Here is a 26,085-nt window from a genome sequence, read left to right as displayed (position 1 = left end):
AGATGGCAGGTGAAAATATGAGAAAAATCTCTTTTATTTTATTGACTTTGATATTTATTACAGCATGTTCAAACAGTAAACCGGCAACTAAGAATCTGGATAAGGAGGAGTACTACATCCTTAGAGGAATAAACCTTTCCCAGGAGGGGAAGTTTTTAGAGGCACTTCAGGAGTATGAGAAGGCCTATGCAAAAAACAATAAAAACCCCATAACCCTCAGGGAGCTGGGACTTGTATATGGAGAACTGGGCAACTTTGAAAAAGCAGAGGACTTTTATAAGAGGGCAGTGACAGAGGATGACAGCGATCAGGTGAGTTATAAGAACCTGGCCCTTATAAACTATGCCAAGGGGGACTATGAGGAAGCAAAGAAATACCTGGAGATGGTCTCCAAGGATGCCATAGATGTACTTACCCTCAAGCTGAGAGGTTTTATTGCAGCTAAGGAGGGAAGGAGGGAGGAAGCCTATCCTATACTAAAGGAAGCTCTCCTTGTGGATGAGTACTTAGACCTTGAGCTCTATACAGTGTATAGTCAGGTGATGATAGATGAGAGAAAGTTTATGGAGCTCTATCAGACTCTTGAAGACAGCTATAAAAAGTATGGGAACGACAGATCCTACATCCTCTTTTACAGCAGTATGTTGTCGGAGAGATTTGGAGAGAACCAGAAGGCTGTGAGGGTTCTCAAGAAGTATCTGGCAGAAAACGGTGGGGGAGACCTCCTCTATATGCAGCTTGCCAAGGTAGCCCTCAGTGCAGGGAATGATACTACAGCTAAAAACTCCATAGGAATGGTATCGGACAGATACAAGTATGACGTGAAGTACCTGGAACTAAAAAAAGAGGTTATGAATAGAATAGGGGATACTGAGGAAGTGGAGAGGATAGATAAACTTTTAAAGCAGATATCTTAAAGTAATAATAGCGGTGTATCCTACACCGCTATTATTTAAATATAGAGTATGTTAGAGATGAGAGTTTGAGTTAGAGAGTATATTGTGGTATAATTTAAGTCAGTTTTCATATTGATGAAAAGGGGGAGAGCTCCGTGGAAAAACCTAGAGTAAGAGCAGCAGGAATACTGATAAAGGATGGTAAGATTCTTCTAATCAGACATCAAAAAGGTAAGAATAGCTACTGGCTACTGCCTGGTGGGGGAGTAGACTACGGTGAAACGATGGAGGCAAGCCTCAAGAGAGAATTTCTTGAGGAGTGTAACATAGATGTGGAGATAGGAAGGATGGCCTTTGTATCTCAGGGAATAGCCCCAGATAAGTCCAGACATATAATTCATATGACCTTTGAAGTGGAGTACACTGGAGGAGAGCTTCGTGTGGGAGATGAGGGAATTCTCAAGGAAGTATCCTTTCTGCCAGTGGAGGAACTAGATAAGGTAACACTATACCCAAATATGAAGAGGGAATTAAAGGAATATTTTAGCGGAAAAAAGGAACTGAGGTACTTGGGAAATAGGTGGGAATAGATGGTCAGAGTAAGAAAAAGACTGGGAGATATTCTGGTAGATGAGGGAGTGATCTCTCCCAAACAACTGTCGGAAGCCCTGGAAAAACAAAGAGGAAGTAGTAAGAAGCTGGGAGATATCCTGGTGGAGATGAAACTCATCAGTGGAGAGGAGATCCTCAAGGTGCTGGGAGAGCAGATGGGGATTCCATATATCTCCATGAGCAGAGCAGCAGTGGAAAAGGAAGCCATACTGAGTCTGAAAAGAGAGGTAGCAGAGAGGTTTAATGTTGTTCCCATCTCTAAGAATGGCGGAGTACTCCACGTGGCAATGGATGACCCTCTGGATATATTTGCCATAGATGCCATAGAGGAGGCCAGCGGATTTGAAGTATCCCAGGCTATAGCCAATGGAGATGAGGTAAGGAACGCCATTGAAAAATACTACTCCCCTGTATTTTTGAAGGGAGAGGATGACAGCAGAGAGGGCTCCAAGGAGGAGCACGGAGATATATCTGCAGTTGATGTGGTAGATAAAGTCCTTAAAAAAGCTGTAATGGAGGGAGCCAGTGATGTCCATATAGAGGCAGAGGCTACCATTGTAAGGATCAGATTCAGAATAGATGGAATCCTCCATCAGATGATGACCTACAGCAAGGGGATGCATTCGGCTATTATTTCCAGGATAAAGGTAATGGCTAAGCTGGATATCACTGAAAAAAGGATACCCCAGGATGGGAGAGTTGAAACCGAGCTAAGTGGGAGATCCATAGATATGAGAATATCCACCCTTCCAACGGTTTTTGGTGAAAAGGTGGTAATCAGACTGCTGGATAAGGACAATGTAAGGGTAAGTCTTGAAAGCCTTGGATTTCAGGGAGAAAACCTGGCTAACCTAGAAAACCTTATCTCCCGACCCAACGGTATATTCTTTGTAACAGGGCCTACAGGAAGTGGAAAAACTTCTACCCTCTATGCAGCTATAAATGAGATAAACAGTCTGGAAAAAAACATCATTACCCTTGAAGATCCAGTGGAGTACCAGCTTGAGATAATCAACCAGGTACAGATAAATCCGGGAGCGGGACTGACCTTTGCCAGCGGGCTGAGATCGGTACTGAGACAGGATCCAGATGTAATCATGATAGGAGAGATAAGAGACCTAGAGACAGCAGAGATCGCTATAGAGTCAGCTATGACAGGTCACCTGGTATTTTCTACCCTGCACACCAACTCAGCAGTGGGAACCATATCAAGACTTATAGATATGGGAGTACAGCCATTTCTTCTGTCAGCTACCCTTGCAGGGGTGCTGGGACAGAGGCTTATAAGAAGGTTATGTCCTCACTGTAAGAGAGAGAGGCAGGTTACAGAGGCTGAAGCCCAGGCTCTGGGAGTGGATCTTGGAAGTACAATCTATGAAGCCAATGGATGCAGTTTGTGCAGAGACACCGGGTATCAGGGACGAACAGCTCTTATAGAACTTCTCATGGTGGACAAGGATATGAGGTCCCTCATAAGCAGGGGATCGAGTACTGAGACCCTCAAGGGAGAAGCTGAATCCAAGGGAATGAAAACGATGAAGCAACAGGGGTATGAAAAGGTCTTAGAGGGAGTAACAACCATGGAAGAGGTCCTTAGAGTTGCCCAAGATGATATTTAAGATGTAATTTAAGATTAAATCAGTTAGAGTATTAGGAGGAAAAGATGAATTTAAAAGATTATATAGCTCTTGTAGAGGACTACCCAAAGGAGGGAATAAAGTTTAGAGACATTACTCCACTTCTTGGAAATGGGGAAGCATACAGGGCGGCAACAGATGCCTTTGTAAAATTTGCAAGGGAGAAGGAAGCTGAGCTTGTAGTAGGTCCAGAAGCAAGAGGATTCATATTCGGGTGTCCAGTGGCACATGAGATGGGGATTGGATTTGCTCCAGTAAGAAAACCTGGAAAACTTCCTAGAGAAGTAGTATCATATGAATATGATCTAGAGTATGGTTCAAACACTCTATGCATGCACAAGGACTCTATAAAGCCAGGGCAGAGAGTAATTATTGTAGACGACCTTCTTGCAACTGGAGGAACTGTAGAAGCTACAGTGAAGATCATAGAGGAGCTAGGCGGAGTAGTAGCCGGGCTGGCTTTCCTGATTGAGCTTGATGACCTAAAGGGAAGAGAGAAGCTTGCAGATTACGATGTAATGACACTGATGAACTACTAAGATATTGATATTCAGGCGGCTCACTGCAGCCGCCTATAATTCAATCTATGAATATAGATTTTAGGAGGGATATCTCATGGGGAGGTATGAGTCCTTGAATTTATATTTAACAAGGAGAAGTGAGGCTATGGGGTATAGGAGAGAAATACTAGATGCCATAAAAGAAAATAACTTAAATGTAGACTCTGAAAAGATCATACTGGCCTATGAATTTGCCAAGGAGTGTCATATAGGGCAGTATAGAAAATCAGGAGATGACTATATACTTCATCCAGTAGAGGTATCCAAGATACTTATGGGGATGAAGATGGATACAGACACTATAGTAGCCGGTATACTTCACGATATAGTAGAGGATACGATGATACCGGTCTCTGAGATAGAGTATAACTTTGGAAGGGAAACAGCCAACCTTGTGGACGGGGTTACCAAGCTGAGCGTACTTCCCAAGGGGACCAAGAAGCAGCATGAAAATATCAGGAAGATGATAGTTGCCATGGCCCAGGATATCAGGGTAATTATTATAAAGCTGGCAGACAGACTGCACAATATGAGAACCCTTAAGTTTATGCCAAGTCATAAGCAGGAGAGGATTGCCAGGGAAACTCTGGAGATCTTCGCTCCTCTGGCACACAGGCTGGGGATGGCTAAGATAAAGTGGGAGTTAGAGGATCTGAGCCTCTTCTACCTGGAGCACGATATCTACAGAAAGCTGGTGAAACTCATAAACTCCAAGAGGGGAGAGAGGGAGGAGTATACCAACAGGGCAATATCTGAGATAAAGGGGTTCCTAAAGGATGCCCATATACCTGGAGAGGTATCTGGAAGGCCAAAGCACTTCTACAGTATCTATAAGAAGATGTATGAAAAGGGCAAGGAGTTTGATGAGATATATGATCTTATAGCCCTTAGAGTTATTGTGGAAACTGAGGGGGACTGCTACAATACCCTGGGGATACTTCACAGCAACTATAAACCTGTACCAGGAAGGTTTAAGGACTATATAGCGGTATCCAAATCCAATGGATACCAGTCTATCCATACCACCCTTGTAGGGCCTCTGGGTAAGTTTATAGAGGTTCAGATACGTACCCAGGAGATGCATAACGTGGCTGAGGACGGGGTAGCTGCCCACTGGAGCTATAAGGAGAAGTCCAAGGTAGGCAAGAAGGATATGGTTTACTCGTGGTTAAAGCAGATAAATGAGTGGCAGCAGGAGGCAGACAACTCAGAGGAGTTTGTGAAGACGGTGACTGGAGATATCCTTCAGGAAACTGTATTTGTATTCTCCCCTAAGGGAGATGTTGTGGAGCTAGTTCAGGGAGCTACTCCCCTTGATTTTGCCTTCCATATCCATACGGAGATTGGATATAAGTGTGTGGGGGCCAAGGTAAATGATAAGATAGTTCCCATTGACTATAAGCTTCAGAATGGAGACAGGGTAGAGGTAATCACCTCTAAGAATGCCAAGGGTCCTGGAAGTGACTGGCTGGATATAGTTGTCACCCAGAGCTCCAAGAATAAGATACGTAGATGGATCAAGGAAAAGAAGTTTGATGAAAATGTCAAGATCGGAATGGACACTCTGGAGAAGGAGCTTTCCAAGGTGGGAGTAACTATGAAGGAGTTTGAGTCCAGTGAGGTACTGGCTAAGTATCTGGATAGACATAGTATTCAGAGTAAGGAAGACCTCTACTTCAGAATAGCTGAGAGCAGAAGTAAGGCCGAGGTTCTTGCAGGAAGGTTTAAACCTGAAGTTACCAAGGAGATAGATATTGAAGCCCTTTCTGAGACAAAGAGGGAGAAGAGCAGTGGAAAGAAGAATGACTTTGGAGTTGTTGTAGCAGGACTGGACAACACCCTTATAAGGTTTGCCAAGTGCTGTACTCCTCTTCCTGGAGATGATATCGGTGGTTATATCACCAAGGGAGCAGGTATTGCCGTTCACAGAAGGGACTGTAAAAACTATGCTGGAATGGTAAAGAGCGATCCTGCCAGGGAGATAGATGTAAACTGGGATGAAACCATCATCGAGAAGAAGCTCAACAAGTATCAGTTTAGCTTTAATACCTTTGTGGTGGACAGGCCAAACATCCTTATGGACCTGGTATCTATCATAGCCAACCACAAGATAAATGTAATAGGAGTAAACTCCAACCTCATACCAAAGGGGCTGGATCGATTTATAAATATAAAGTTTACAATAGAAATATCTAAAAAAGAAGATTATGAAAAACTATTAAAACACCTTTCATCGATAAAGGATGTTATTAGGATTCAAAGGCAAGGAGGATAAATGTCAAAAAAGTTACCTGTAACTTATGAGTTACAACATAAAAATGGAAAAGCAAGAGCAGGAAAGGTGATGACTCCCCACGGTGAGGTAGAAACTCCTGTATTTATGCCTGTGGGAACTCAGGCTACAGTTAAGACTATGAACCCGGAAGAGGTAGCAGAACTAGGAGCACAGATCATACTAGGAAATACCTACCACCTATTCCTGAGACCAGGAGATGAGCTTATAGGTAAGTTCGGGGGACTTCATAACTTTATGAACTGGAATAAGCCGATCCTAACAGACAGCGGAGGGTTTCAGGTATTCAGTCTAGGAGAGATCAGAAAGATTAAGGAGGAGGGAGTGGAATTCAGATCCCATATCGACGGTTCCAAGCAGTTTATCTCCCCTGAAAAATCTATAAATATCCAGAATAACCTTGGATCGGATATAGTTATGCTATTTGATGAGTGTCCTCCAGGGATGTCATCTAGAGAGTATCTGATCCCGTCTATCGAAAGAACCACAAGATGGGCGAAAAGATGTATCGATGCACACAAGAGACCAGAGGATCAGGGACTTTTTGCAATAGTTCAGGGGGGAATCTATGAGGACCTGAGAGAGAAGAGTATGAATGAGCTTATGGAGATGGATGAGCACTTCTCAGGTTATGCTGTGGGAGGTCTTGCTGTAGGAGAGCCTAGAGAGGATATGTACAGGATCCTTGACTACATAGTGGAGAAGCTGCCAGAGGATAAGCCTAGATACCTTATGGGTGTAGGAGAGCCTATCGACATGCTTGAAGCTGTAGAGTCTGGAATAGATATGATGGACTGTGTACAGCCATCTAGAATTGGAAGACACGGAACTGTATTTACAAAGTATGGTAGACTTGTTATAAAGAATGCTGCCTATGCTGAGGATCCAAGACCTCTAGATGAAGATTGTGACTGTTATGTATGTAAGAACTTTACAAGGGCATATATAAGACACCTTTTCAAAGCAGGAGAGATGCTTGGTCTGAAGCTGGCGACATACCACAACCTTCACTTCCTAATCAAGATGATGAATGGTGCCAGAGAGGCGATCAAGGAGGAGAGGTTCCTAGAGTATAAGGAAAAGTTTGAGGCTAACTACACTCAGGGGAAGAAGAGTGAGTGGATTAAGCCCAAGAAGATTGGAGAGTAGCATCACCAAAGCATCATATTAAAGTGATAGAATCCATGAGTTACTAATAAAAGATACTAGGGGGAGAAGAAGATGAAGAAGTTAGTTGCAGTTTTGTTTGTAGTGATGTCTCTGTCAGCACTTGCTGTAGACGGACACCTGAGGATTGGAGGAATCACCAACTCAGGGGATTACAATGGAAGGGATACATCCTTTGACAGCTATGCTCCGACAATAGGTTTTGAGGTAAAGCAGTCCTTAGTGCTCTTGGATATCGGTGCAGGTATTGCATACAACGGTAAAACAAGCGGTGCTAACATGGAAACTGTTCCAGCTTACTTAATGGCAAGGTATAACATTATTCCCGTTGGAATAAAGCCCTATCTTGTAGGTAAGGTCGGTAAGGTTCTCTATACCAGAGATGATGTGAGCGGATCAAGCCCAGATGGAAGTTACTACTTTGGAGCTGGAGCTGGAGTTGAATTCCTGTTATTCCAGGCAGAGCTGCTCTACTCTATAACCAAGGTGGATGATGACAGGAGAGGAAGCGACGATCTTAAGCAGTTATCTATGATATTTGGTATTCAGTTATTTTAATGTGAGGTCCTAAACCCAATGGGTTTAGGACCTTTTTTTATTGTTAAGGAAAGGATAGAATTTATAAAAAAATTAAGTTAAGCCATAGGTGTTACTACTGACTACCAGGATGCAACGTCACGTTGCTTTTTAGTTTTCCTTTATCTTCTCATCACCTGGATATCACAAACCTCATATAAAATATCTTAGAGTGATAAAAAGGGGGAAGTTATGAAGAAGATATTAATTAGTTTTATGGCAGTATTTTTAATTTTATCCAGTGGTGAAGTATATGCCAGGGCTAATGGAAATGGAAATGGAAACGGAGGCGGCGGAGGAAGAGAAAGCTCCGGAAGAGATGACAACCGTGGAGGCGGAAACAGAGGGGGCAACTCCGACCGTGGAGGTAACAGAGAGGGGTCTGGAAGATCCGATAAGGGAAGAGATAACAAGGGTAACTCAGAACAAAAGAAGACAGACAGAAAAACAGATAAGGTGAATAAGAGGGAGAACACAAAGAAGAAGGAAGCGGCCTCCCAGGGGAAAGGAGTAAAGATCGATCCTAAGCCGGGAAATCCAATAGAGAGGCCAAAGCCCACTCATCCAGTGGAGAAGCCAAAACCAAGCAACCCAATAGAGAGACCGAGACCAAGTCATCCAGTGGAGAGACCCAAACCAAGCAACCCCATAGAGGGACCTAAGCCAAGTCATCCAATAGAAAGGCCAAAACCCACTCATCCAGTGGAGAGGCCAAAACCAAGTCATCCAATAGAGGGGCCTGCACCAGAGCATCCAATAGAAAAGCCTACAGAGGTGAAGGACGCTCACAAGAACTGGGGGAAGCTGAAAAGGGAGGAGTCCTTTGACAGCAAGACCGAGGAGAAGGCCAGAAAGGAAGAGATTAAGGCTGAGAGGACTGTAAGAAGGAACTTCAGGATGTCTGGAATAGATGGAGATGTAGATCAGGCAGTAAATGATTATGTAAACGGGAGACTGACATCGGAGGACCTGAGAAATATGGGAGTAACTGAAAGGGGCATATGGCACTCGGAGAGGGCTGTGGATAAATATGAAAGATCCCTGGACAGGATAGGCTATGAGAGGCCAGAGGAACCAGATTCTCCCAAGCCAGAGAATCCAATAGAGGGGCCCAGACCGGAGCATCCAATAGAAAGGCCAACACCGGAAAATCCAATAGAGAGACCAAAACCAACAAATCCTATTTCTTAGGAGAAGGAGAATAGATGAAGAAGATATTTTTGATAATTTTTACAGTCCTTCTTTTAGCTGGCTGCAGTGAAAGGGAGGAGAACAACTCAAAGGGACAGTTCAGGAATGGAATTGTCTATATTATAAATGAGGATAAACCCTATACGGGAGTGCTGGTGCACAAGTATGAGAATGGCCAGGTAGCCAGTGAGATGTCCTACAGAAGGGGAGTTCTCGACGGAGACTATATTTTCTACTACGAGGACGGACAGAAGAAGGAAGAGGGAAGGTATAAGAGTGGAAAGCTTATGGGAGAGGTGAAGGCATATTATAGAAACGGCCAGCTCAGTGAGAACATTAGGTATAGCGGAGGACAGCTGGACGGCAGGTATACTCTCTATCATAGTAATGGCGAGGTAGAGGCCAAGGGAAGGTATAGAAGAGGAGTACTTCACGGCGAGGTAATCGGCTATGATGCAGAGGGAAGGGAAGTTTTGAGGAAGAAGTACAGAGAGGGCAGGGAGGAATAGCTGCTACTCTGAGTTCAAGTGACAGAAAAGATAGAAGATTAGTAGTGTCAGCTGACGTTTCCATGGCTGAGATTATTATCTATAATGGGAGTATGAAGGAAGAATAATCCAATTTATGTGATAGATTATAAAACTTTCAATAGTTTTATATGTTTAGCCCTCCATTAGAGGAGCCTTGAGAGGCTCCTCTTTATTTTTTTGAATGTAAGGTAAGAGGATAATAGGTGATAATTAAACGGTATAAAAGTGTTGTTTATGCAACAGTTTTTTATAGAGGGGGTGATATAATATTTGGAAGTGACTAAAATAAGGGGGAGCTATTAGATGAGATCTTTAATGAAATTTATAGGGGGAAGAATCCCCCATCCTGCTGTTAAAGCCATGGCGGACAGGCTTTTTATAATAACTTTATCTGGTTTAACACTTTCCGGTTATCTTCTTGGAATAGAGGAGGGATTTATCTGCGGGATTACAGCCCTTATTCTCTATATGAGCAATATAGAGATAGGGTGCAGCAGGGGGCTTGCCCAGAGGAAGGGAGGGTTTATGATGCTTTCTCTTATCTCTGTATCCTTGGCGGCATTAAAGGGGCCCTATCTTCCGTTACTTTCCCTTCTCTATACATTTTTCCTTGTTTATACAGAGAGAGACGATTACTACAGGGGAGTTCCCATGTTTCTTACTCCCCTGGCAATACACCTGCTAAGTATGGGGATCTCTCCAGAGAAGGTTCCAGGAAGGATATTTTCCATATTTGTGGGAGTATTGATAGCTTTTACCTCTCAGAAGGTTTTGTGGCCTGTGGAGAGGAGAGAAGTTGCAAGGCAAGAGGCAGGCAGGGCTATAAGGTTTAGGTATGCTCTGAGGATGTCCCTGGGAGTAGGGGCAGGTCTCATGCTTGGAAGGTATATGGGAAGAAGCCTGGAAGCCTGGATGGCATATACATTTATAATACTCCATCTTCCAATAGATGATGAGATCCTTCCCAAGGTCATGAAGAGGGTGGGGGGAACTGTACTGGGAGGAGTACTTTATTTTTTAATGGCATACAGGATCGACTCCAAGCTTATTGCATATCTATTGGCAGCAGTGGCCCTCTACCTGGCTTTTTTGTTTATGAGAAGCTGCTACCTTACAGCAGTAACCTTTATAACCCTTAACTTCTTCTTCTATTCAGCAGGAATGGCGCCCTTTGGTTTTCTTATAAAACAGAGGATCCTTTTGGCACTACTTGGAGGGGGAATAGCAGTTGCAGTGAGTGTTCTCCTTCCCATGAAGGAAGCTGAAAAAAGTTGCTCATAAAGAAAGGCTTGTATCCATAAGGGATACAAGCCTTTTATAGTTAATTATTTAATTGAGCAGAGAAAATCCTCAAGACTTATCTCTGAAGGAGTATTTTTAATGGTGTTATCCTCCCTTATAAAGAAGATATCCCTGTTGTGATGGATCTCTGCTATGGATTCCTCGATCAGGTCTATGTTGTAAGATGTATTTTTTGAGAGGAGTTCTTTTACTTTTGCAGGGCTAAAGTCCAGGACCGAACCACAGTTGATAGAGATATAGGGTTCCCCAAAGATAATACTCTTGGTAATTTTTCCTTCGCTCGATATATAGTAATGTTTATTCAAAGTTCTACCTCCGTTATCAATAAATTATAATACCATTATATGGGATGAGTTAGCAGCTTTCGACGTCATCTGACGTAAAATAATGGAAATAAAAAAAACCAGAGGATTATCCTCTGGTCCCGGTTCCATAAGTGAAGCTACCAATAATAGTATGTTTTACTCGAACTCAGCTTCAATCTTTCCGTTGTTCTCTACAGTGTGAAACATAGAAGAACACTTCTCACAAGCATAGTAGTTTGCATCTCCAGTGGTAACGATATTTCCACAGTGTGGGCACTTAGCATTATTCATTAAAATCACTCCTTTTCTTTAAATTAAGCTTCTTATTTACTCAATTTATATCCTGAAATATCCCCTCTGTAAATAATAATTAATTTTTTATCTACCTTTTTTGTAGTACACAAATACTAAAATAAAGGTATCGAAAAAATAATGGACAAATTCACCTTTAAAATGCTGGGCTAGAGGAAGTTGACTTAATCACGGTTAAAAAAATCAAGTAAAAAGTGAAAAAATGAATTTGTAGTTGAGAAAAAACGAACTAAAAAAATACAGTTTGATTGGAAATTAGCAGAGTTCGGTAAAAAGAAAGTTGTTTTAAATGGCAGGGGGAGATGATATAATTAATAAAAAAAGACGGGAGTGGACAGTTGAAGAAGATAGTTGTAGCATTGAGTATATTTATAAATTCAATCCTTATATTTGCTCAGATAGAGGCTGGAGGAGTGGTCTACTATTCAGAGGATGAGGTAAAAGAAAAAGGAATAGAGGTAAGGGGGGAGAACCTCCAAGCTGGAGAGAATACCCTGACCTTTGATGAGGATAGTGTTTGTTTAAATGGGTATCTGGTGGAATTTTCCAAGGGAAGGATAGTCAGGGGAGGAAAGACCTACTACAACACCTATCTTGTGGAAGCCCTGGCAGGGATCTATGAACCGGAGGAACCCAGGGAGGGAATCGTATCCCTGTCTCCTGGAATAACTGAGAAGGTATTTGCCCTGGGGCTAGGAGAAAATATCAGCGGAAGAACCATCTACTGTGTGTATCCAGAGGAAGCCAAAAAGGTGGCAGATGTGGGAAGTATGCTGGAACCATCCTTTGAAAAGGTAATGGTGAGAAATCCAGGGATAGTTCTTATGGAAGCTCACTACAATGAGGGGTTTGTAGCCCAGCTTAAGAGGGTAGGGGTGGACTACAGGATATATGAAACTCCTAAAAACCTTAAGGAGATGTATGAGCACCTGATAGACCTTGGAAGGGCTCTTGGAGTAGAGGGAAGGGCAAGGATCCTAGCGGCATCCCTTGAAAGCAGGGCAGCTGAGTATATGAACAGGGGAAGAGGTCACGCAACCAACCCAACAGTCTACTATGCCCTTGGTACAGGAAGAGCTGAGTATACAGCAGGAGGAGATACCTTTATAGGAGATCTTATTGTCCACAGCGGTGGAGTGAATATAGCGGGAGACAAGAAGGGGTGGAACTACAGTTTAGAGGAGCTCATTGCCAAGGATCCAGAGTATATAATAGGAGGCAGGACTGATATAGATAACCTGAGAAGTGAGAAGAAGTATTCCCTTCTGAGAGCTGTGAGGGAGGGGAAACTCATAGAGGTGGATACAGATATCTACAACCTTCCAGGAGTAAGGGCTGTAAACGTAGGAATTCCTATAATATATGAGGCAATATATGGAGAGAAGTAGAGAAAGCTCTATCTTTAAACCCTAAAGATAGGGGGAAAGTAAGAGGACTAGAGGGGATGATTTAAGGATAATTATCCTCTTTTTTTTATTGTTAAGGAAGGTATAGAATTTATAAAAAAATTATGTGAAATATTGGGTGTTCCAACTGGTTATTGGGATGCAACGTCACGTTACTTCCTATAGAAAAAACCACAGAAAAGTGCTCTGAAATTAAACGTTAAAATTGTTAAGAAAACACTGGAAACACTGGGGTTGAGAGGAGTGAAAAAAGATAGATAAATGATTGACTTTAGGGCTTCTATATGATAAATTTATCTGTCTGTTTTGGACATATTAATTTAAGGAGCAAGAAGATGTGAAATGAAATTTGATCTAGAAAGGGACTCAATAAACAGGCTTCTCTTTAACTTTTCCTTTCCTGCAGTGACAGGAATGCTTATAAGTGCCCTCTATGTAATAATAGACGGGATATTTATAGGAAAGGGAATGGGAGGAAGAGGTCTTGCGGCAATTAATATCGCTTACCCGGTAATAACCCTTGGAGTGGCTCTAAGCCTGATGTTTGGTGTGGGAGGAGCTACGGTAATATCTGTTTTACAGGGAGAGGGAAAAAAGGAAGAGGCCGGAAGGTACCTGACCCACTTAATAGTATTAAATATTATATCCTATGCAATAATAACCACAGGGGTAGTATTTAACTACAGATATATAATTGAGCTACTGGGAAGCAGCGAGGGACTCTTTGAGATGGTAAGGGACTACCTTTTAACGGGAGTGATCTTTAACATCTTCTTTATGCTTTCAGTATCTCTAAATGCAGTGGTAAGAAATGATAAGGCGCCTACCTATGCTATGTTTTCCATGGCCCTAGGTGCCGTTACAAATATATTTTTAGACTGGCTATTTATATTTCAGCTGGATATGGGGATGAAGGGAGCAGCCCTTGCTACGGGAATAGCCCAGGGAGTATCCTTTATCTATCTGGCGGGACACTTCTTCAGAAGGAAGTGTAGTATAAGACCGGCTATAACTCCTATAAGGATGAGCTGTATCCTGCGTATTATGAATAATGGATTCCCATCATTTATACTGGAGTTTGCAGTGGCAGTGGTAAGTATCTCCTTTAACAATGTTCTCATGGATTATCTGGGGGAGATAGGAGTATCGGCTTTCAGCATCATAGCCTATATCTTCTATATCTTCAGGATGATCTTCAGCGGACTTGCCCAGGGGATTCAGCCTATAGTGAGCTATAACTTCGGGGCTAAGAAGTGGGTAAGGGTGAAGGCAACCTTGATCCAGGGGCATAAGATAGCCTTTATTACAGCTCTTCTTATTATAGTGGGAGTATACTTTAAGGGGGAGTGGATGGTGGAGCTCTTCAATGGAGATGATGAGCTTATAAAGATAGCCTCCAGAGGACTTCTTCTCTACTCAAGTGCCATGATATTTTTAGGGGCAAACTTTATCAATATATCCTATCTTCAATCTATGGAGAGGTCCCTTGTGGCGAACCTCCTCTCCCTTGTAAGGAGTATGGTGTTTGTGGTGATAGGCCTTGTGAGTCTTCCCAAGCTAATAGGGGTGGATGGAATATGGTTATCCCTTCCCTTTGCGGATTTTATGACCTTTGGAATAGGGTGGGTAATCTCTAAGAGGAGTAAGTAGAAGAACCGGCGATGCCGGTTTTTTTAATATTAATAAATATTCGTTTTAAGATTACTTTCTTTATTGGTTATAAAAGTTAATTTTTTGAGATTTACTTTATAAATTAAGAACTCTGCAAAAGATAGTAATCAAAGAACTTCGATACCTTTGTCTTGATACAAATGTATCCGAAAAATCAAGACTTCCGGCAATTGTCTTTATAAGTATAACAAGGTTTCCATTGCTTTTCTGGGCTCTCTACAGAGCCTGAACTTATGATGAAACTCAGAATTTCTTTAAAAATCTGAGAAATGAAAAATATACTCATAAATATCGTTATTTTACAGTTACGCAATGAAGCAGGTTGTTGGTGTGATGCCCGACGATAGCCTGCAGACAACTACTACAACTTAAGATTCTTCAGTTGTAAAGATATATGGACTACTTTGGACACCTTAATAACGAAGAACCTTTATAAAGTTGACTTGCTTAGTTAGTGTAATTTGTAGCAAGTGTTTAGAATACTTTATTTTTTAGAGCTCCTCTAGGAAGAGGAGCTGTTTTTTTACATTTTCAGTTAGTTCAGCCACATCCTTAGAGGCGAGCTCCAGGGTAAGGTATTCCCAGGGAACTCTATCTAGGATCTCTCTAACCTTGTGGCTTTCAAAGACGGAATGGGTGTCTATATTTTTAATGTGCTCTCCCTCTATATGAAACTGATCCAGGCTGTCTGCCTCCTCCCATTTTCTAAGCTTATGGGAGAAGTCCTGTTTGAGATAGGGACCGGGAGTAGAGGCGTTCAGGTGGATTCCCCTGATGTATTTAGTGAGCTCTCCCATGGATTCCAGCTTATCCAGGATATATTCGGCCCCCTCATCGAAGGTGGAGATATCCTTGTTGGTGCAGATGAGGTGGGATGTATCCAGGAGAATCCCCTTGTTTCTATAGTTTATGGAATTTAGGAGGTACCGAGTATCCTCGTTGGATCTGAGGTCCAGACCGGGCCAGAAGAGGTTTTCCAGAAGAAGGGCCGGGCCCTCTCCTTTAAAGACCTCATTTATTAGCTCCACAGCGGCCTCTATAACCTCCCGGGAGGTATAGTCGTGGGTGAAGGTAAAGATATCCCTCGGGTTCACGTGGGAAACATGGAAGACCATATATTCCACCCCCAGCTCCCTGGCATTTTCAAACTCCTTTTTATAGTGATCTATCAGGAGATCCCTTTTCATTCCACCAAAGTACCTCTCTACCCTCTCAGAGGAGCCAAAGTTCTCTATGAGAGCCTCATGATCCTCCCTCCAGAAATCCAGCCATGTGGGAAAGTACATAAGGTGGAGTCCCCTCACTGGCGCTCCCTCTAAATATGAAGTCGGGTGGTAGGTACCGATCATAGTCTCGATGCCGTCCAGCCCCAAACCATCAATATAGGAGGAAACATCCCCCCAGGAGTGGTTGAAGTGCTCCATATTATTTTTATTTGGGAAAAAGCTCAGCAGTTTCATAGGTGTCTCCTTTATTCTGATACAGTTAATATTGTCTGTATATAGATTATCATAGAAATAAGGGCTATACCAATACTTATTATAAAGGGGATAGAGAAGTAGGATAAAATATTTAAATGGGTGGGAAGGGATGGGTACCAAAAATGAATTTGAAAGGTCAGGGCAGCTCTTGTATAATAGAGGAAATAACATATAGCGGGGGATGAAATATGCATAAAAAGATAATGGTGCAGGGGACGGGGTCTTCTGTGGGAAAGAGCCTTATTACAGCGGGGCTGTGCAGGATATTCTATAAGGACGGATATACCGTGGCTCCATATAAATCACAGAATATGGCTCTAAACTCCTTTGTGGACATAGATGGTTTAGAGATGGGAAGAGCTCAGGTGGTACAGGCTGAGATGGGAGGGACCCTTCCAAGGGCATATATGAATCCCATACTTATGAAGCCCAATAGCGACAACAACTCTCAGATAATCTTCATGGGAGTGGCCCATAAGAATATGGATGCCATGGAGTACTTCAGCAACACAAAGAAACTGAGGGAGGTGGCCCTTGAGGGGTACTCCAAGATAGAGGAAAATTATGATATAGGTGTGCTGGAGGGGGGAGGAAGCCCTGCAGAGATAAACCTGAGAAGTGTAGATGTGGTTAATATGGGGATGGCAGAGCTGATAGATGCTCCTGTAATCCTGGTGGCAGATATAGAAAAGGGAGGAGTCTTTGCCCAGATCTACGGAACCATAATGCTTCTGGATGAGGAAGACAGAGCAAGGATAAAGGGAGTGGTTATAAATAAGTTCAGGGGAGATGTGGAACTTCTAACCCCCGGAATAGAGATGATAGAGAAGAGGCTGGCTGATGAGGGGTATCCCATACCAGTGGTGGGAGTGGTTCCCCATATAGAGGTGAAGATAGAGGAGGAGGATGTCCTGGCTAAGAAGCTGACCTCTAAAAAAACAAGGGATGAGATAACCATATCTGTTATAAGAACTCCAAAGATGTCCAACTACACAGACTTCGATGTATTTGAGTTCTATGAGGGAGTGGCCCTGAACTATGTGGACAGTGTGGAGGATTTGGGAGATGAGGATATGATTATAATCCCTGGATCTAAAAACACTATTGGAGACCTTCTCTTTATGAAGGAGAGGGGAATAGCAGAGAAGATAGCAGAAGAAGCAGGTAGGGGGAAGCTGATCTTCGGTATATGCGGAGGACTGCAGATACTGGGAAGAAGGATAGAGGACCCTATGTGTGTAGAGAGTGTTCACGGGGGAGAGGGTGCCCTGGGACTTCTGGATATAGTTACTGCAATGGGTGAGATAAAGTCCACCTACCAGGTGGAGAAGGCTATCACAGAGTGTGAGGGTATCCTGGAGGGGCTTTCTGGAGTAAAGGTTAGAGGATATGAGATCCATCAGGGACAGAGTTCAGGGAGGAATAGAGCCTTTCTCAGCGGAGAGGAAAATGTGAGCTACTACAGGGACAATGTGATGGCTACCTATCTCCACGGGATATTTGATAATGGTGAGTTTACAAGACACATCCTGAACTACCTGAGAAGAGGTAAGGGAGTGGCTGAAAGATCTGAGATGGTAGATTATGAAGCGAGAAAGGCAGAGGAGTTTGACAAGTGGGAGAACCACCTGAGGGAACACCTGGATATGGAAAGGATATATGAGATATTGAAGTAGAAGAAAAGGATGTGATCTCAGATCACATCCTTTTATATTAGAAGTTGTATTTGAATCCTACATAGTACTCTCTTTCAGCGGCAGGATAGTAGCTTCTATATGTTCCCATACCGTTATAGTCTCCCACATAGTCGTAGTACTTTTCATTGAAGATATTATCTACTCCACCATAGATCTTCAGACCATTCTTGAAATCGTATGTGATCTTTGTATCCACAGTGATGTAGTCGTTGACCTTTTCCCCCTCATTGGTGTAATCACTAGATGCATAAGCTCTTCCATAGTAGTTACCAGTAAGGTTTAGAGTCAGCTCATCTGTAGCCTTATAGTTAGCTCCAAGGCTTGCTACATACTTTGATACACCAGGGATTTCATTTCCTTCATATGGTCCGTCCTTCATCTCGGTATCGAGGTATGTAAATGTCTCGTTGATAGTAAGCCTTCCAAAGTACTGCTCAGCAAATAGTTCCACACCGGTCTTTTCACTCTTACCATCTAAGTTTGTATTAGCTCCAGCTCCATTATTAGCTCCGCTATCGTAGTAGATCTCGTCCTCTGCTGTAAACTTGAAGATGCTGGCACTTACATAGGAGTTCCAGATAACATCTTTTACTCCAATCTCAATATATTCATGAGTCTGCTCTTCGAGATCACTGTCAGCTAGGGCTAACTCATCTGTGTTGGGAGTTCTAAACCCCTTTGTATATGTCGCATAGACACTACCAGTATCTGAGTAGAAGTAGTTAACTCCCAGATCGATGGCATGGTTTCTAAGGGTATCGTCCTTATACTCCACAGGGTTACCCATCCAGTCAGTTTCTCCATTAGCATCTAGGTCATACTCGGTTTTTTCATATCTGAACCCCTGGGTAAACTGGAAGTTGTTCCAGTTATAGGTATTCATAGCAAATACAGCATGAGATTCCTTTTCTAGATCTCTGTTTACCTTACTTCCATAGTAGTAGCTGTTTTCAGACTGACCTTTGTAGTAGTCGTACCCAAAGATGATGTTGGAGTCCTCAAGGTATGTAAACTTTAACTTAGGTTTAATACTAATCTCCTCTAAATCATAGGCTGTTGAGGTCCCTGATTTGTTGTAGCTGTCATAATCAGCCTCGGAGTAGTTTCCGTCTATTGAAAAGTCGAGACCATCTGCAAGTCTATTCTTGTAGCTCAGAGTATATGAATCCCTCTTGTAATCTGCATTCTCATCAGGAGATGTAGTCTGCTGCCTGTCATCATTCACCTGATCTCTTGTAAGGGACCCAGGCATTCCGTAATCTTCAGTGTAACGAGCATACTTAAACCCTATGGAATCTGTATCGTTTATAAGGTATCTAAGAGCTGTCTCTATATTTTCAGTATCCTTATCTCCATTGTCTCTATACCCGTCGTAGTTGGAATCCTCATAGTTTAACTGGAAGAATAACTTATCGGCAATCATATCTCCGTATCCAGCTCCGTAACGGAATCTGCCGTTATTTCCTACCTCGGAGTAGATCGTTCTATTTCCTTCATTGGAAGCATTTGTTTTGGTGATGATATTAACTATTCCACCAACAGCTCCGTCACCATAGAGTACCGCTCCTCCTCCTGGAATAACCTCGATCCTCTCTACATTTTCCACAGAAAGGCCGCTCAGTCTGGCTCCTCCCATATCCACAGGATTTTGCTTGATACCATCTATAAGAATAAGGGTATTTGAGTGGTTAGCTTCCCCCTGACCTCTTAGATCTACCTGGATTCCACCAAATTTTCTTGAAACTCTAACTCCAGGAACTCCCTCTAGGGCATCCCCTATATCCTTAGCACCCTTGTTTTCGATATCCTCGCTGGTAACGATGGATATATTCTTAGGTGTATTACGTACATTGTTTTCAAAACCAGTAGTAGTGATAACACTCTCTTCCAGTCTCTGTGTTACCGTCCCCTCCTCGAAGAAAAACGCCTCCTCAGCTGCCATAGCTGTGAGTGAACATGCAATAAAAGCCCCGATAAATAACTTCTTTTTCATAAAAAAACTCTCCCTATTAAACTTTGAGGAGAGAAGTAGTAAAATACAAAAAGTAGAGTATTTTAAGACTTCCTTGTCCTCGCAAGTATCTTATTGATCACCATGGCAGGTCTCCTGGCTAACGTCATCCTACTAACACCCTTCCCGAGATTATCTCAGTGGTAATGTGTTTTCGTCGGTATTACAGTGGCGGGACCGCGAAGGTTTTTCACCTTACTTCCCTTTTAATTGAATAAATCAAACCATGGGTTTATTAATTTTCAAGGAAATTGTAGCAAAAAAAATATGAAAAAGTCAATAGAAATTCCTTCAAAACTACCGGAAAAAATACACTTTGAAAAAAAACAGTAGAATGGTATAATTTGCAGATGAAATGAAGGAAGCAAATTCAAGAAAATCTGGGAGAAAAAAGTGATAAGAGAACTGGTAGTATCGTGTATAATACATTTAATGGTGGTAGCCTTTGTGATGAGGATGCCTCAAACCCCCCCACAGAAGATAGGAAGAGTTGGAGAGAGGATAGAGGTAAGGATGACCTCGTCCAAGGCGGGAACCCCATCCGAGGCCAAGAAGGGCAGCGGATCGGAGGATCAAAAGAAGAGAGTTGAAAAAAAGACCGAGATAAAGAAAGAGGAAAAAAGGGAAGAAAAAAAGGTAGAGAAGAAGGTTCCAGAGAAGAAGGTTGAAAGGAAGCCTGTGGAGAAGCCAAAAAAGAAGGCTGAGAGGGTGGAAAAGAAACCAGAGGAAAAATCAGAGGAAAAGCCTGAGGTTGTAGCAGCTTCAGAAGCAGCGGAAGAGATAACCAAGGATGCCTCGGAAGAGGCTGCAGCAGATAATCCAAAGGTTACAGAAGAAAGTGAAGAGGCTGTAGAAGGGACAGGAGATAAAGACCTCACAGCGGGATCCGCAGACGGGAACGATCTGGATGAAGGACTGGTGAGGCTCTCGGACGGAAGTCTATCTGCAAAACATCAGGGAGTCAAGGGGCTCTCTTATGGGATTATTTCAAACCCAGAACCTACCTATCCAAGTGTAGCTAAGAGGTTGGGGTTCAAGGGAGACATGGTTGTAAGGGTAGTAATGCAGTTTGACAGCAATGGAAACCTTGAAGATTTTAGGTTTGTAGATGAGAGGGATAAGTTTGGTTTCGCCAATGAGGTGGAAAAGATTCTGAAAAACTGGAGGCTGACCCCTATAGAGTATAAGGGACAGCTGGTAAATATGAAATTTCATAAGAGCTTTAGGTTTAGTATAGAGAACAGCTAAAAAGATGAAGGTAGCACAGATTTAGTTGAAGTGAATTAAAATATAAGTTAGGGGAGATACTATGGAAGTAGGTAAGTTAAAAGCATCGGATTTAAGAGAGCTAATATTTAATAATATAGAGGGAAGAAGGAAGGAGATCCTTACAGATCCCAAGATAGGTGGGGACTGTGCAGTTATGGATTTCGGAGAGAAGGTAGCCTATATCTCTAGTGACCCCATCACAGGAACAAGTGAGGAGCTGGGAAAGCTGGCAGTAAATATAAACTGTAATGACATAGCCACAGCAGGGGTAGAACCGGTGGGGCTTATGCTAACTATCCTTGCTCCCGAGGGGACAAGCAGGGAGGAACTGGACAGGATAATGAGGGATGCCCAGGCAGAGTGTAAGAAGATAGGTGTATCTATAATAGGCGGTCATACAGAAATCACAAGGGTGGTAAATCAGATTGTAGCCTCGGTGACTGCCATAGGTATAGGGTATAAAAAGGACTATAAATCCAGGGAGGAAACTGTTGATGGGGATATTCTGGTTCTCACCAAGGGAGTGGGAATAGAGGGAACAGGAATAATAGCCTATGAAAAAGAGAATGATATCCTGGAAAACCTGGGAGAGGAGATCCTAGCTGAAGCCAAGGGTATGCTGGATAAAACCAGTGTAGTGAAGGAGGGCCTTGTGGCCTCCTCCTATGTAAAGGGTATGCACGATGTTACCGAGGGAGGTATCCTGGGAGCTGTGTGGGAGATGAGTGAGTTCTACGGACTGGGAGCAGAGGTCTATAGGGAGAAGCTTGTAATTCACAGGTCTACCAAGGCTCTCTGCGATCACTTTGAGATAGATCCCCTGAGACTTATCTCCAGTGGTTCCATGCTTCTGGTTGTATCTCCAGAGAACTATGAGGTCCTTGGAAGGAAACTGTCCTCTGAGGGAATTGAGTGGAGCAACATAGGAAGGTTGACAGAGGAGAAAAGCAAGGTTATGATCTCTGGCTGCTTTATAGAGGAGATTGGTGAACCTGAAAGCGATGAGCTCTACAAGGTAGTATAGATAAAATTATGTCAAATCCCCCTGGGAAAGCAGGGGGATTTTTTCGTATGAAGAGAAAACTACTTGCCATAGGGAAGTGCCCCAAAAATCCATATGCTGTATTTTAGTGATCTTTTTTTGCGATAAAAGAGATGAAAAAAATAAACACTCTTATAAAAAGTTAATAAAGTTTTGAAAAAATATATAAATTTTTAATAATAAATTTTTGTAATTTTTAATGAAAAAGACGGTGGGATGGGAGTACACTAAAATCCTTCAAAGGTCAATAATTCCAAGGAATTAAAAATACTTTTTTCACTAAAGTTTACTTTGTTAACTATTTGCATATTTGTATTTTTCAACCATATGTCAGCATTTTTGGTAAACACAGAGTATTGACAGTTTGAGAAAAAAGGGGTAATCAAATAATAGTTTCACAAAGTGTTTTATGATTTTTTGTGAAGTGTAATTTTTAGAAACAAACGAAAATAAGTATCTGACATTTATACTGATTACTTTTATCATAAAAAGGAAGCAGATTACTAGATACCTTCTTACAACAAACTCTGAGTTTTATTATTAATATATCAAAGAATTCAATTGAAGTGACCTTCAATAAGATCTCGAAGATCCAATTATGAAACCGGTTCTGTCATATGACTTATACAACTAAAAGACAGCTCCAGCCGTGGAGGAGTTGTCTAAAATGAAAATCTTAATTTCAGGGGGAACTTATAAAATGGAAATACTCAAAGGAATCTTATTATTACTAATATCACTTACAGCTTTCTCGGTTTTTAGTTTGAAGGCACCTAATGGTCAAAAAGCAATGGGAGGACTGGCTAATGCAGCAGTTGCTACCTTCTTAGTTGAAGCACTACACAGATTTATCTCTGGAGGGATACTAGGTATTAAATTCCTGGAAAACCTGGGAGAAGTTGTAGGAGGGATGGGGGGAGTAGCCTCTGGATCACTTGTCCTCCTGGCTCTGGGAGTAAGTCCTGTGTATGCAGTAGCTGTTGGAGTAGCTCTCTCAGGTATGGGAATATTAGAGGGATTTATTGTAGGGTACAGTATATCCTTTTTAATACCAGTAATTGAAAAATATATTCCAGAGGGAATAGACACGATTGTAGGGGTAGTTGTACTGGCACCGCTAGGAAGATTTGTAGCAGAAGCTATATCTCCCCTTGTAAGTGTTACTCTAAACAATCTGGGAGGAATGATAATAGAAGCATCCAACCAGTCTCCTATCTTTATGGGACTTGTACTGGGAGGATTAATAAAGATGGTATGTACCTCTCCGCTGAGCTCCATGGCACTCACTGCTATCCTTGGACTGAAGGGAGCACCTATGGGAATAGCATCTGTAGCATGCTTTGGAGGAGCCTTTGCAAATGGAATTACCTTCTACAGAATGGGGTATGGGGATAGAAACAGAACTATTTCTATGATGCTTGAACCTCTTACTCAGGCACACATTGTTACTCTTAATCCAGTTCCGATATTTACCTCAAGCTTTGCAGGGGGAGCCCTTGCGGGACTGTCGGCTGTCTTCTTTGGAATAGTGAGCGATGCTCCGGGAACGGCTTCACCGATCCCAGGTCTATTGACTCCCTTTGCATTCAATCCTGTTATGAATGTTATTCCGGCTATGCTTCTGGCAATGCTTGGTGGAATAGCAGGGGGATACGTGGTATCTTCCATATTTAAAGCTATGGAGGAAAGGAAGCTGGTGGCAAAACAGGCATAGTAAAGTGCAGGATCGGTCTGTGAATTATCTGAAATTTGATGAATTGGTAGGATTTAGAGGGGGACAGATATGATATTCGAAGCTATAAGGGAGTTGAACAGTTTTTTCTGGGGCTATCTATTGATCTTTTTGCTGGCAGGTACGGGACTCTACTACACCTTTCTTCTTAAGTTTGTCCAGGTAAGAAGGTTTGGAGAGAGTATAAAAAAGGCTCTGGGAGGAGCCAGTATTGGAGAGGAAGCGGGAGAATCGGGGATGAACTCATTCCAGTCTCTGACAACAGCTATTGCGGCCCAGGTGGGAACAGGGAACCTGGCAGGGGCGGCAACAGCTATTGTATCGGGAGGACCTGGAGCTATCTTCTGGATGTGGGTCACCGCTTTCTTTGGAATGTCTACCATCTTTGCTGAAGCTGTTCTGGCTCAGGTATTTAAGAAGGAGGTAAGGGGACATATGAGGGGAGGTCCCGCCTTCTATATACAGGAGGGGATAAAGAACAAGACTACAGGAAGGATTCTGGCAAGCTTCTTCTCAGTGAGTATCATTGTGGCTCTTGGTTTTGTGGGGAATATGGTTCAGGCCAACTCCATAGCCAATGCAGTGAAGGGATCCTTTGATGTGAACCCCCTCTATATAGGAGTAGTAGTGGCTATCCTAGCGGGTCTTGTGTTCAAGGGAGGGGTAAAGAGTATCGCCTCCTTTACGGAAAAGGTTATTCCTATTATGTCTGTGATGTATATAGGGGGAGCACTTCTTATCCTCTTTAAGAACCTTCCTGGAACTATAGAGGCCTTTAGACTTATCTTTGCCTGTGCCTTTACCCCGGAAGCTGCCACTGGAGGAGTGCTGGGGGTTACAGTAAAGCAAGCTGTGAGATATGGTGTTGCAAGGGGACTCTTCTCCAATGAGGCGGGGATGGGATCTACCCCTCACGCCCATGCAATAGCCAAGGTTCCTCATCCATGCGATCAGGGGCTGGTTGCTATGTTCGGGGTATTCTTCGATACCTTTGTTATCCTTACCCTGACCTCCCTTCTGATAATAGCTAATACACCTCTGGGAGGGGGAGGCTTTATCGGAATAGAGCTCACCCAGCAGGCCTTTGTAGCGTCTCTGGGGTCTGCAGGGGGGATATTTATAGCTGTTGCTCTCTTCTTCTTCGGATTCTCCACAATTGTGGGATGGTACTTCTTCGGAGAGGCCAATATCAGATTCCTCTTTGGAAGCGACAGGGCAACAAATATCTATACAATAATTGTTTTGATCTGTATCGTTGTGGCTACCACAATAGAGGTTCCAGTTATCTGGGAGCTGGCGGATTTCTTCAACGGACTTATGATCTTTCCAAACTTAGTGGCACTTATAATCATGTCTAAGCTGGTTAAAGATAAGCTGGCAGATTATGAAAAGTAGGATTGAAAAAGCTCTGGATGACTGCTTCCAGAGCTTTTAGTTATTTTTAGAAAAGTAAGAGAATTATAAAGTATAGGAAAGTTATTTCGCTCTTTTAAAGAGAGCGAGGTACTTTCTTACCATGGTGGCACCCGCAGGGAGTGTCACCAGATTTCTAAGATTTATTTTATAAATCGAGAACTCTGCGAAAGAAAGTGTCCAAAGAAATTCGATACTTTTGTCTTGATACAAAAATATCCCAAAAATCAAGTCTTCCGGCAATTATCTTTGTAAGTAAGACAGATATTCCATTGCTCTCCTAGACTCTCTCCAGAGCCTGAAGAAGTTAAACGCAATGAAGTATTTTAATGGTGTGATGCCTGACGATAGCCTGCAGACGGCTGTTTTAACTTAATTGGAGAGAAAGGTAGAGATACTCTGGGCATCTTAATAACAAATAATTCATAAAAATCTGTTATAAGTTTTTATTTAATCAATGAGTAACCTATGTTACGGTGAAGATGAGAAGTGTGTGGTAAGATATTCTTGAATTTCAAAATAAAGAATAGGCAGGTGGTAGTATGAGATATCAGGATGAAAGACTTCCAGAGGGGGCAGTAAAGGCAGGGGAGACTCCGATCATGAATCAGGACAATGTATTTCCCGGAATACTGGAGAAGCATATGGCTCCTAAGGGAAAGTGGGGAAGGATTGTTGTAATAAAGGGAACTCTTGAATATATATGGGAGGATAGCCCGGAGAAGGTATATACCATAGACCCTGAACACCCCCTTGTAATAGAGCCTGAAAGGTATCATCGTGTGGTTATCAAAGGAGACGTAGAGTTTAAAGTGGAGTTCTATAAGGTAGAGGGGAAGGGTATGGGTAAGACAGATAAGGATGCCCAGAGACCTGGAGAAAGCTTCCTATAGGATAGACAGCAGATTGTATGATTACAATCTGCTTCTTTTTTTATTGGATGAGGGTGAAAATAAGGATATAATTGGGGAAAAGGTTTTTT

The 26,085-nt window shown here is 42.5% G+C and carries 22 protein-coding genes and 1 riboswitch; of the genes, 18 read left to right on the top strand and 4 right to left on the bottom strand.

The annotated features are described in order from the left end of the window. Positions 1 to 17 precede the first annotated feature (17 nt). The 10 genes from QMG11_RS12790 to QMG11_RS12745 all read left to right on the top strand — a co-directional run bounded on the left by QMG11_RS12790 (position 18) and on the right by QMG11_RS12745 (position 10,743). A complete protein-coding gene (locus QMG11_RS12790) occupies positions 18 to 917 on the top strand; it encodes a tetratricopeptide repeat protein (protein ID WP_281836455.1) in 900 nt (299 codons plus the stop codon). Between the two features lie 134 nt (positions 918 to 1,051). Continuing rightward, positions 1,052 to 1,486 carry an NUDIX domain-containing protein gene (locus QMG11_RS12785; protein ID WP_281836454.1) on the top strand — a complete coding sequence of 145 codons (435 nt, stop codon included), beginning with the start codon at positions 1,052 to 1,054 and terminating at the stop codon, positions 1,484 to 1,486. Further along, the gene (locus tag QMG11_RS12780) at positions 1,487 to 3,127 is read left to right on the top strand and encodes a GspE/PulE family protein (RefSeq protein WP_281836453.1); all 1,641 of its coding nucleotides are present in this window, start codon (positions 1,487 to 1,489) and stop codon (positions 3,125 to 3,127) included. Between the two features lie 44 nt (positions 3,128 to 3,171). Next, positions 3,172 to 3,684, top strand: coding sequence for an adenine phosphoribosyltransferase (locus tag QMG11_RS12775; protein WP_281836452.1), 513 nt, complete (start codon positions 3,172 to 3,174; stop codon positions 3,682 to 3,684). 127 nt (positions 3,685 to 3,811) lie between these two features. Then, a complete protein-coding gene (locus QMG11_RS12770; RefSeq protein WP_281836530.1) occupies positions 3,812 to 5,980 on the top strand; it encodes a RelA/SpoT family protein in 2,169 nt (722 codons plus the stop codon). Further along, complete coding sequence (gene tgt, locus QMG11_RS12765) at positions 5,981 to 7,147, top strand: tRNA guanosine(34) transglycosylase Tgt (protein WP_281836451.1); 1,167 nt, start codon at positions 5,981 to 5,983, stop codon at positions 7,145 to 7,147. A gap of 72 nt (positions 7,148 to 7,219) precedes the next feature. Continuing rightward, positions 7,220 to 7,723, top strand: coding sequence for a hypothetical protein (locus tag QMG11_RS12760; protein WP_281836450.1), 504 nt, complete (start codon positions 7,220 to 7,222; stop codon positions 7,721 to 7,723). A gap of 210 nt (positions 7,724 to 7,933) precedes the next feature. Then, on the top strand, positions 7,934 to 8,932 hold the full coding sequence (locus QMG11_RS12755; protein WP_281836449.1) for a hypothetical protein: 999 nt from the start codon (positions 7,934 to 7,936) through the stop codon (positions 8,930 to 8,932). 14 nt (positions 8,933 to 8,946) lie between these two features. Then, positions 8,947 to 9,441: a toxin-antitoxin system YwqK family antitoxin gene (locus tag QMG11_RS12750; protein WP_281836448.1), complete on the top strand. Its 495-nt coding sequence runs from the start codon at positions 8,947 to 8,949 to the stop codon at positions 9,439 to 9,441. A 324-nt stretch (positions 9,442 to 9,765) separates the two neighbouring features. Continuing rightward, complete coding sequence (locus QMG11_RS12745; RefSeq protein WP_281836446.1) at positions 9,766 to 10,743, top strand: FUSC family protein; 978 nt, start codon at positions 9,766 to 9,768, stop codon at positions 10,741 to 10,743. Between the two features lie 44 nt (positions 10,744 to 10,787). On the opposite strand, the gene QMG11_RS12740 is transcribed toward QMG11_RS12745, so the two are convergent. After that, positions 10,788 to 11,069, bottom strand: coding sequence for a hypothetical protein (locus QMG11_RS12740; RefSeq protein ID WP_281836444.1), 282 nt, complete (start codon positions 11,067 to 11,069; stop codon positions 10,788 to 10,790). Positions 11,070 to 11,225: 156 nt separating this feature from the next. After that, positions 11,226 to 11,360, bottom strand: a complete 135-nt coding sequence (locus QMG11_RS12735) for a hypothetical protein (RefSeq protein WP_281836442.1) — start codon at positions 11,358 to 11,360, stop codon at positions 11,226 to 11,228. A 359-nt stretch (positions 11,361 to 11,719) separates the two neighbouring features. Between QMG11_RS12735 and QMG11_RS12730 the strand changes: the two genes are divergently transcribed. Continuing rightward, complete coding sequence (locus tag QMG11_RS12730; RefSeq protein ID WP_281836441.1) at positions 11,720 to 12,769, top strand: ABC transporter substrate-binding protein; 1,050 nt, start codon at positions 11,720 to 11,722, stop codon at positions 12,767 to 12,769. Positions 12,770 to 13,129: 360 nt separating this feature from the next. Continuing rightward, positions 13,130 to 14,437, top strand: a complete 1,308-nt coding sequence (locus QMG11_RS12725; RefSeq protein WP_281836440.1) for an MATE family efflux transporter — start codon at positions 13,130 to 13,132, stop codon at positions 14,435 to 14,437. 512 nt (positions 14,438 to 14,949) lie between these two features. Here the strand turns inward: QMG11_RS12725 and QMG11_RS12720 are convergent. Next, positions 14,950 to 15,918: a TIM barrel protein gene (locus QMG11_RS12720; RefSeq protein ID WP_281836437.1), complete on the bottom strand. Its 969-nt coding sequence runs from the start codon at positions 15,916 to 15,918 to the stop codon at positions 14,950 to 14,952. Between the two features lie 209 nt (positions 15,919 to 16,127). Between QMG11_RS12720 and QMG11_RS12715 the strand changes: the two genes are divergently transcribed. After that, a complete protein-coding gene (locus QMG11_RS12715) occupies positions 16,128 to 17,615 on the top strand; it encodes a cobyric acid synthase (RefSeq protein WP_281836435.1) in 1,488 nt (495 codons plus the stop codon). A 37-nt stretch (positions 17,616 to 17,652) separates the two neighbouring features. Here QMG11_RS12715 and QMG11_RS12710 read toward each other — a convergent pair whose 3' ends face one another. Continuing rightward, entirely contained in the window at positions 17,653 to 19,629 is a 1,977-nt protein-coding gene (locus tag QMG11_RS12710; protein WP_281836433.1) for a TonB-dependent receptor family protein, read from the bottom strand. Positions 19,630 to 19,716: 87 nt separating this feature from the next. Further along, positions 19,717 to 19,891, bottom strand: a riboswitch (cobalamin riboswitch). Between the two features lie 149 nt (positions 19,892 to 20,040). On the opposite strand from QMG11_RS12710, the gene QMG11_RS12705 reads away from it, so the two are divergent. The 5 genes from QMG11_RS12705 to QMG11_RS12685 all read left to right on the top strand — a co-directional run bounded on the left by QMG11_RS12705 (position 20,041) and on the right by QMG11_RS12685 (position 25,996). Beyond that, positions 20,041 to 20,895, top strand: a complete 855-nt coding sequence (locus QMG11_RS12705; RefSeq protein WP_281836432.1) for an energy transducer TonB — start codon at positions 20,041 to 20,043, stop codon at positions 20,893 to 20,895. 61 nt (positions 20,896 to 20,956) lie between these two features. Further along, a complete protein-coding gene (locus tag QMG11_RS12700; RefSeq protein ID WP_281836431.1) occupies positions 20,957 to 21,940 on the top strand; it encodes an AIR synthase family protein in 984 nt (327 codons plus the stop codon). A gap of 718 nt (positions 21,941 to 22,658) precedes the next feature. Beyond that, positions 22,659 to 23,672 carry a PTS sugar transporter subunit IIC gene (locus QMG11_RS12695; RefSeq protein ID WP_281836429.1) on the top strand — a complete coding sequence of 338 codons (1,014 nt, stop codon included), beginning with the start codon at positions 22,659 to 22,661 and terminating at the stop codon, positions 23,670 to 23,672. Positions 23,673 to 23,744: 72 nt separating this feature from the next. Then, on the top strand, positions 23,745 to 25,085 hold the full coding sequence (locus tag QMG11_RS12690) for an alanine/glycine:cation symporter family protein (RefSeq protein ID WP_373877234.1): 1,341 nt from the start codon (positions 23,745 to 23,747) through the stop codon (positions 25,083 to 25,085). A 560-nt stretch (positions 25,086 to 25,645) separates the two neighbouring features. Then, entirely contained in the window at positions 25,646 to 25,996 is a 351-nt protein-coding gene (locus QMG11_RS12685) for a TehB-like domain-containing protein (RefSeq protein WP_281836426.1), read from the top strand. Positions 25,997 to 26,085: the final 89 nt, after the last annotated feature.

It is taken from the genome of Propionigenium maris DSM 9537 (genome assembly GCF_027925155.1).
GTDB classification, from domain to species: domain Bacteria; phylum Fusobacteriota; class Fusobacteriia; order Fusobacteriales; family Fusobacteriaceae; genus Propionigenium; species Propionigenium maris.
Note: the sequence above shows the minus strand (reverse complement) of the source record. Positions and strands in the feature narration are given on the sequence as shown.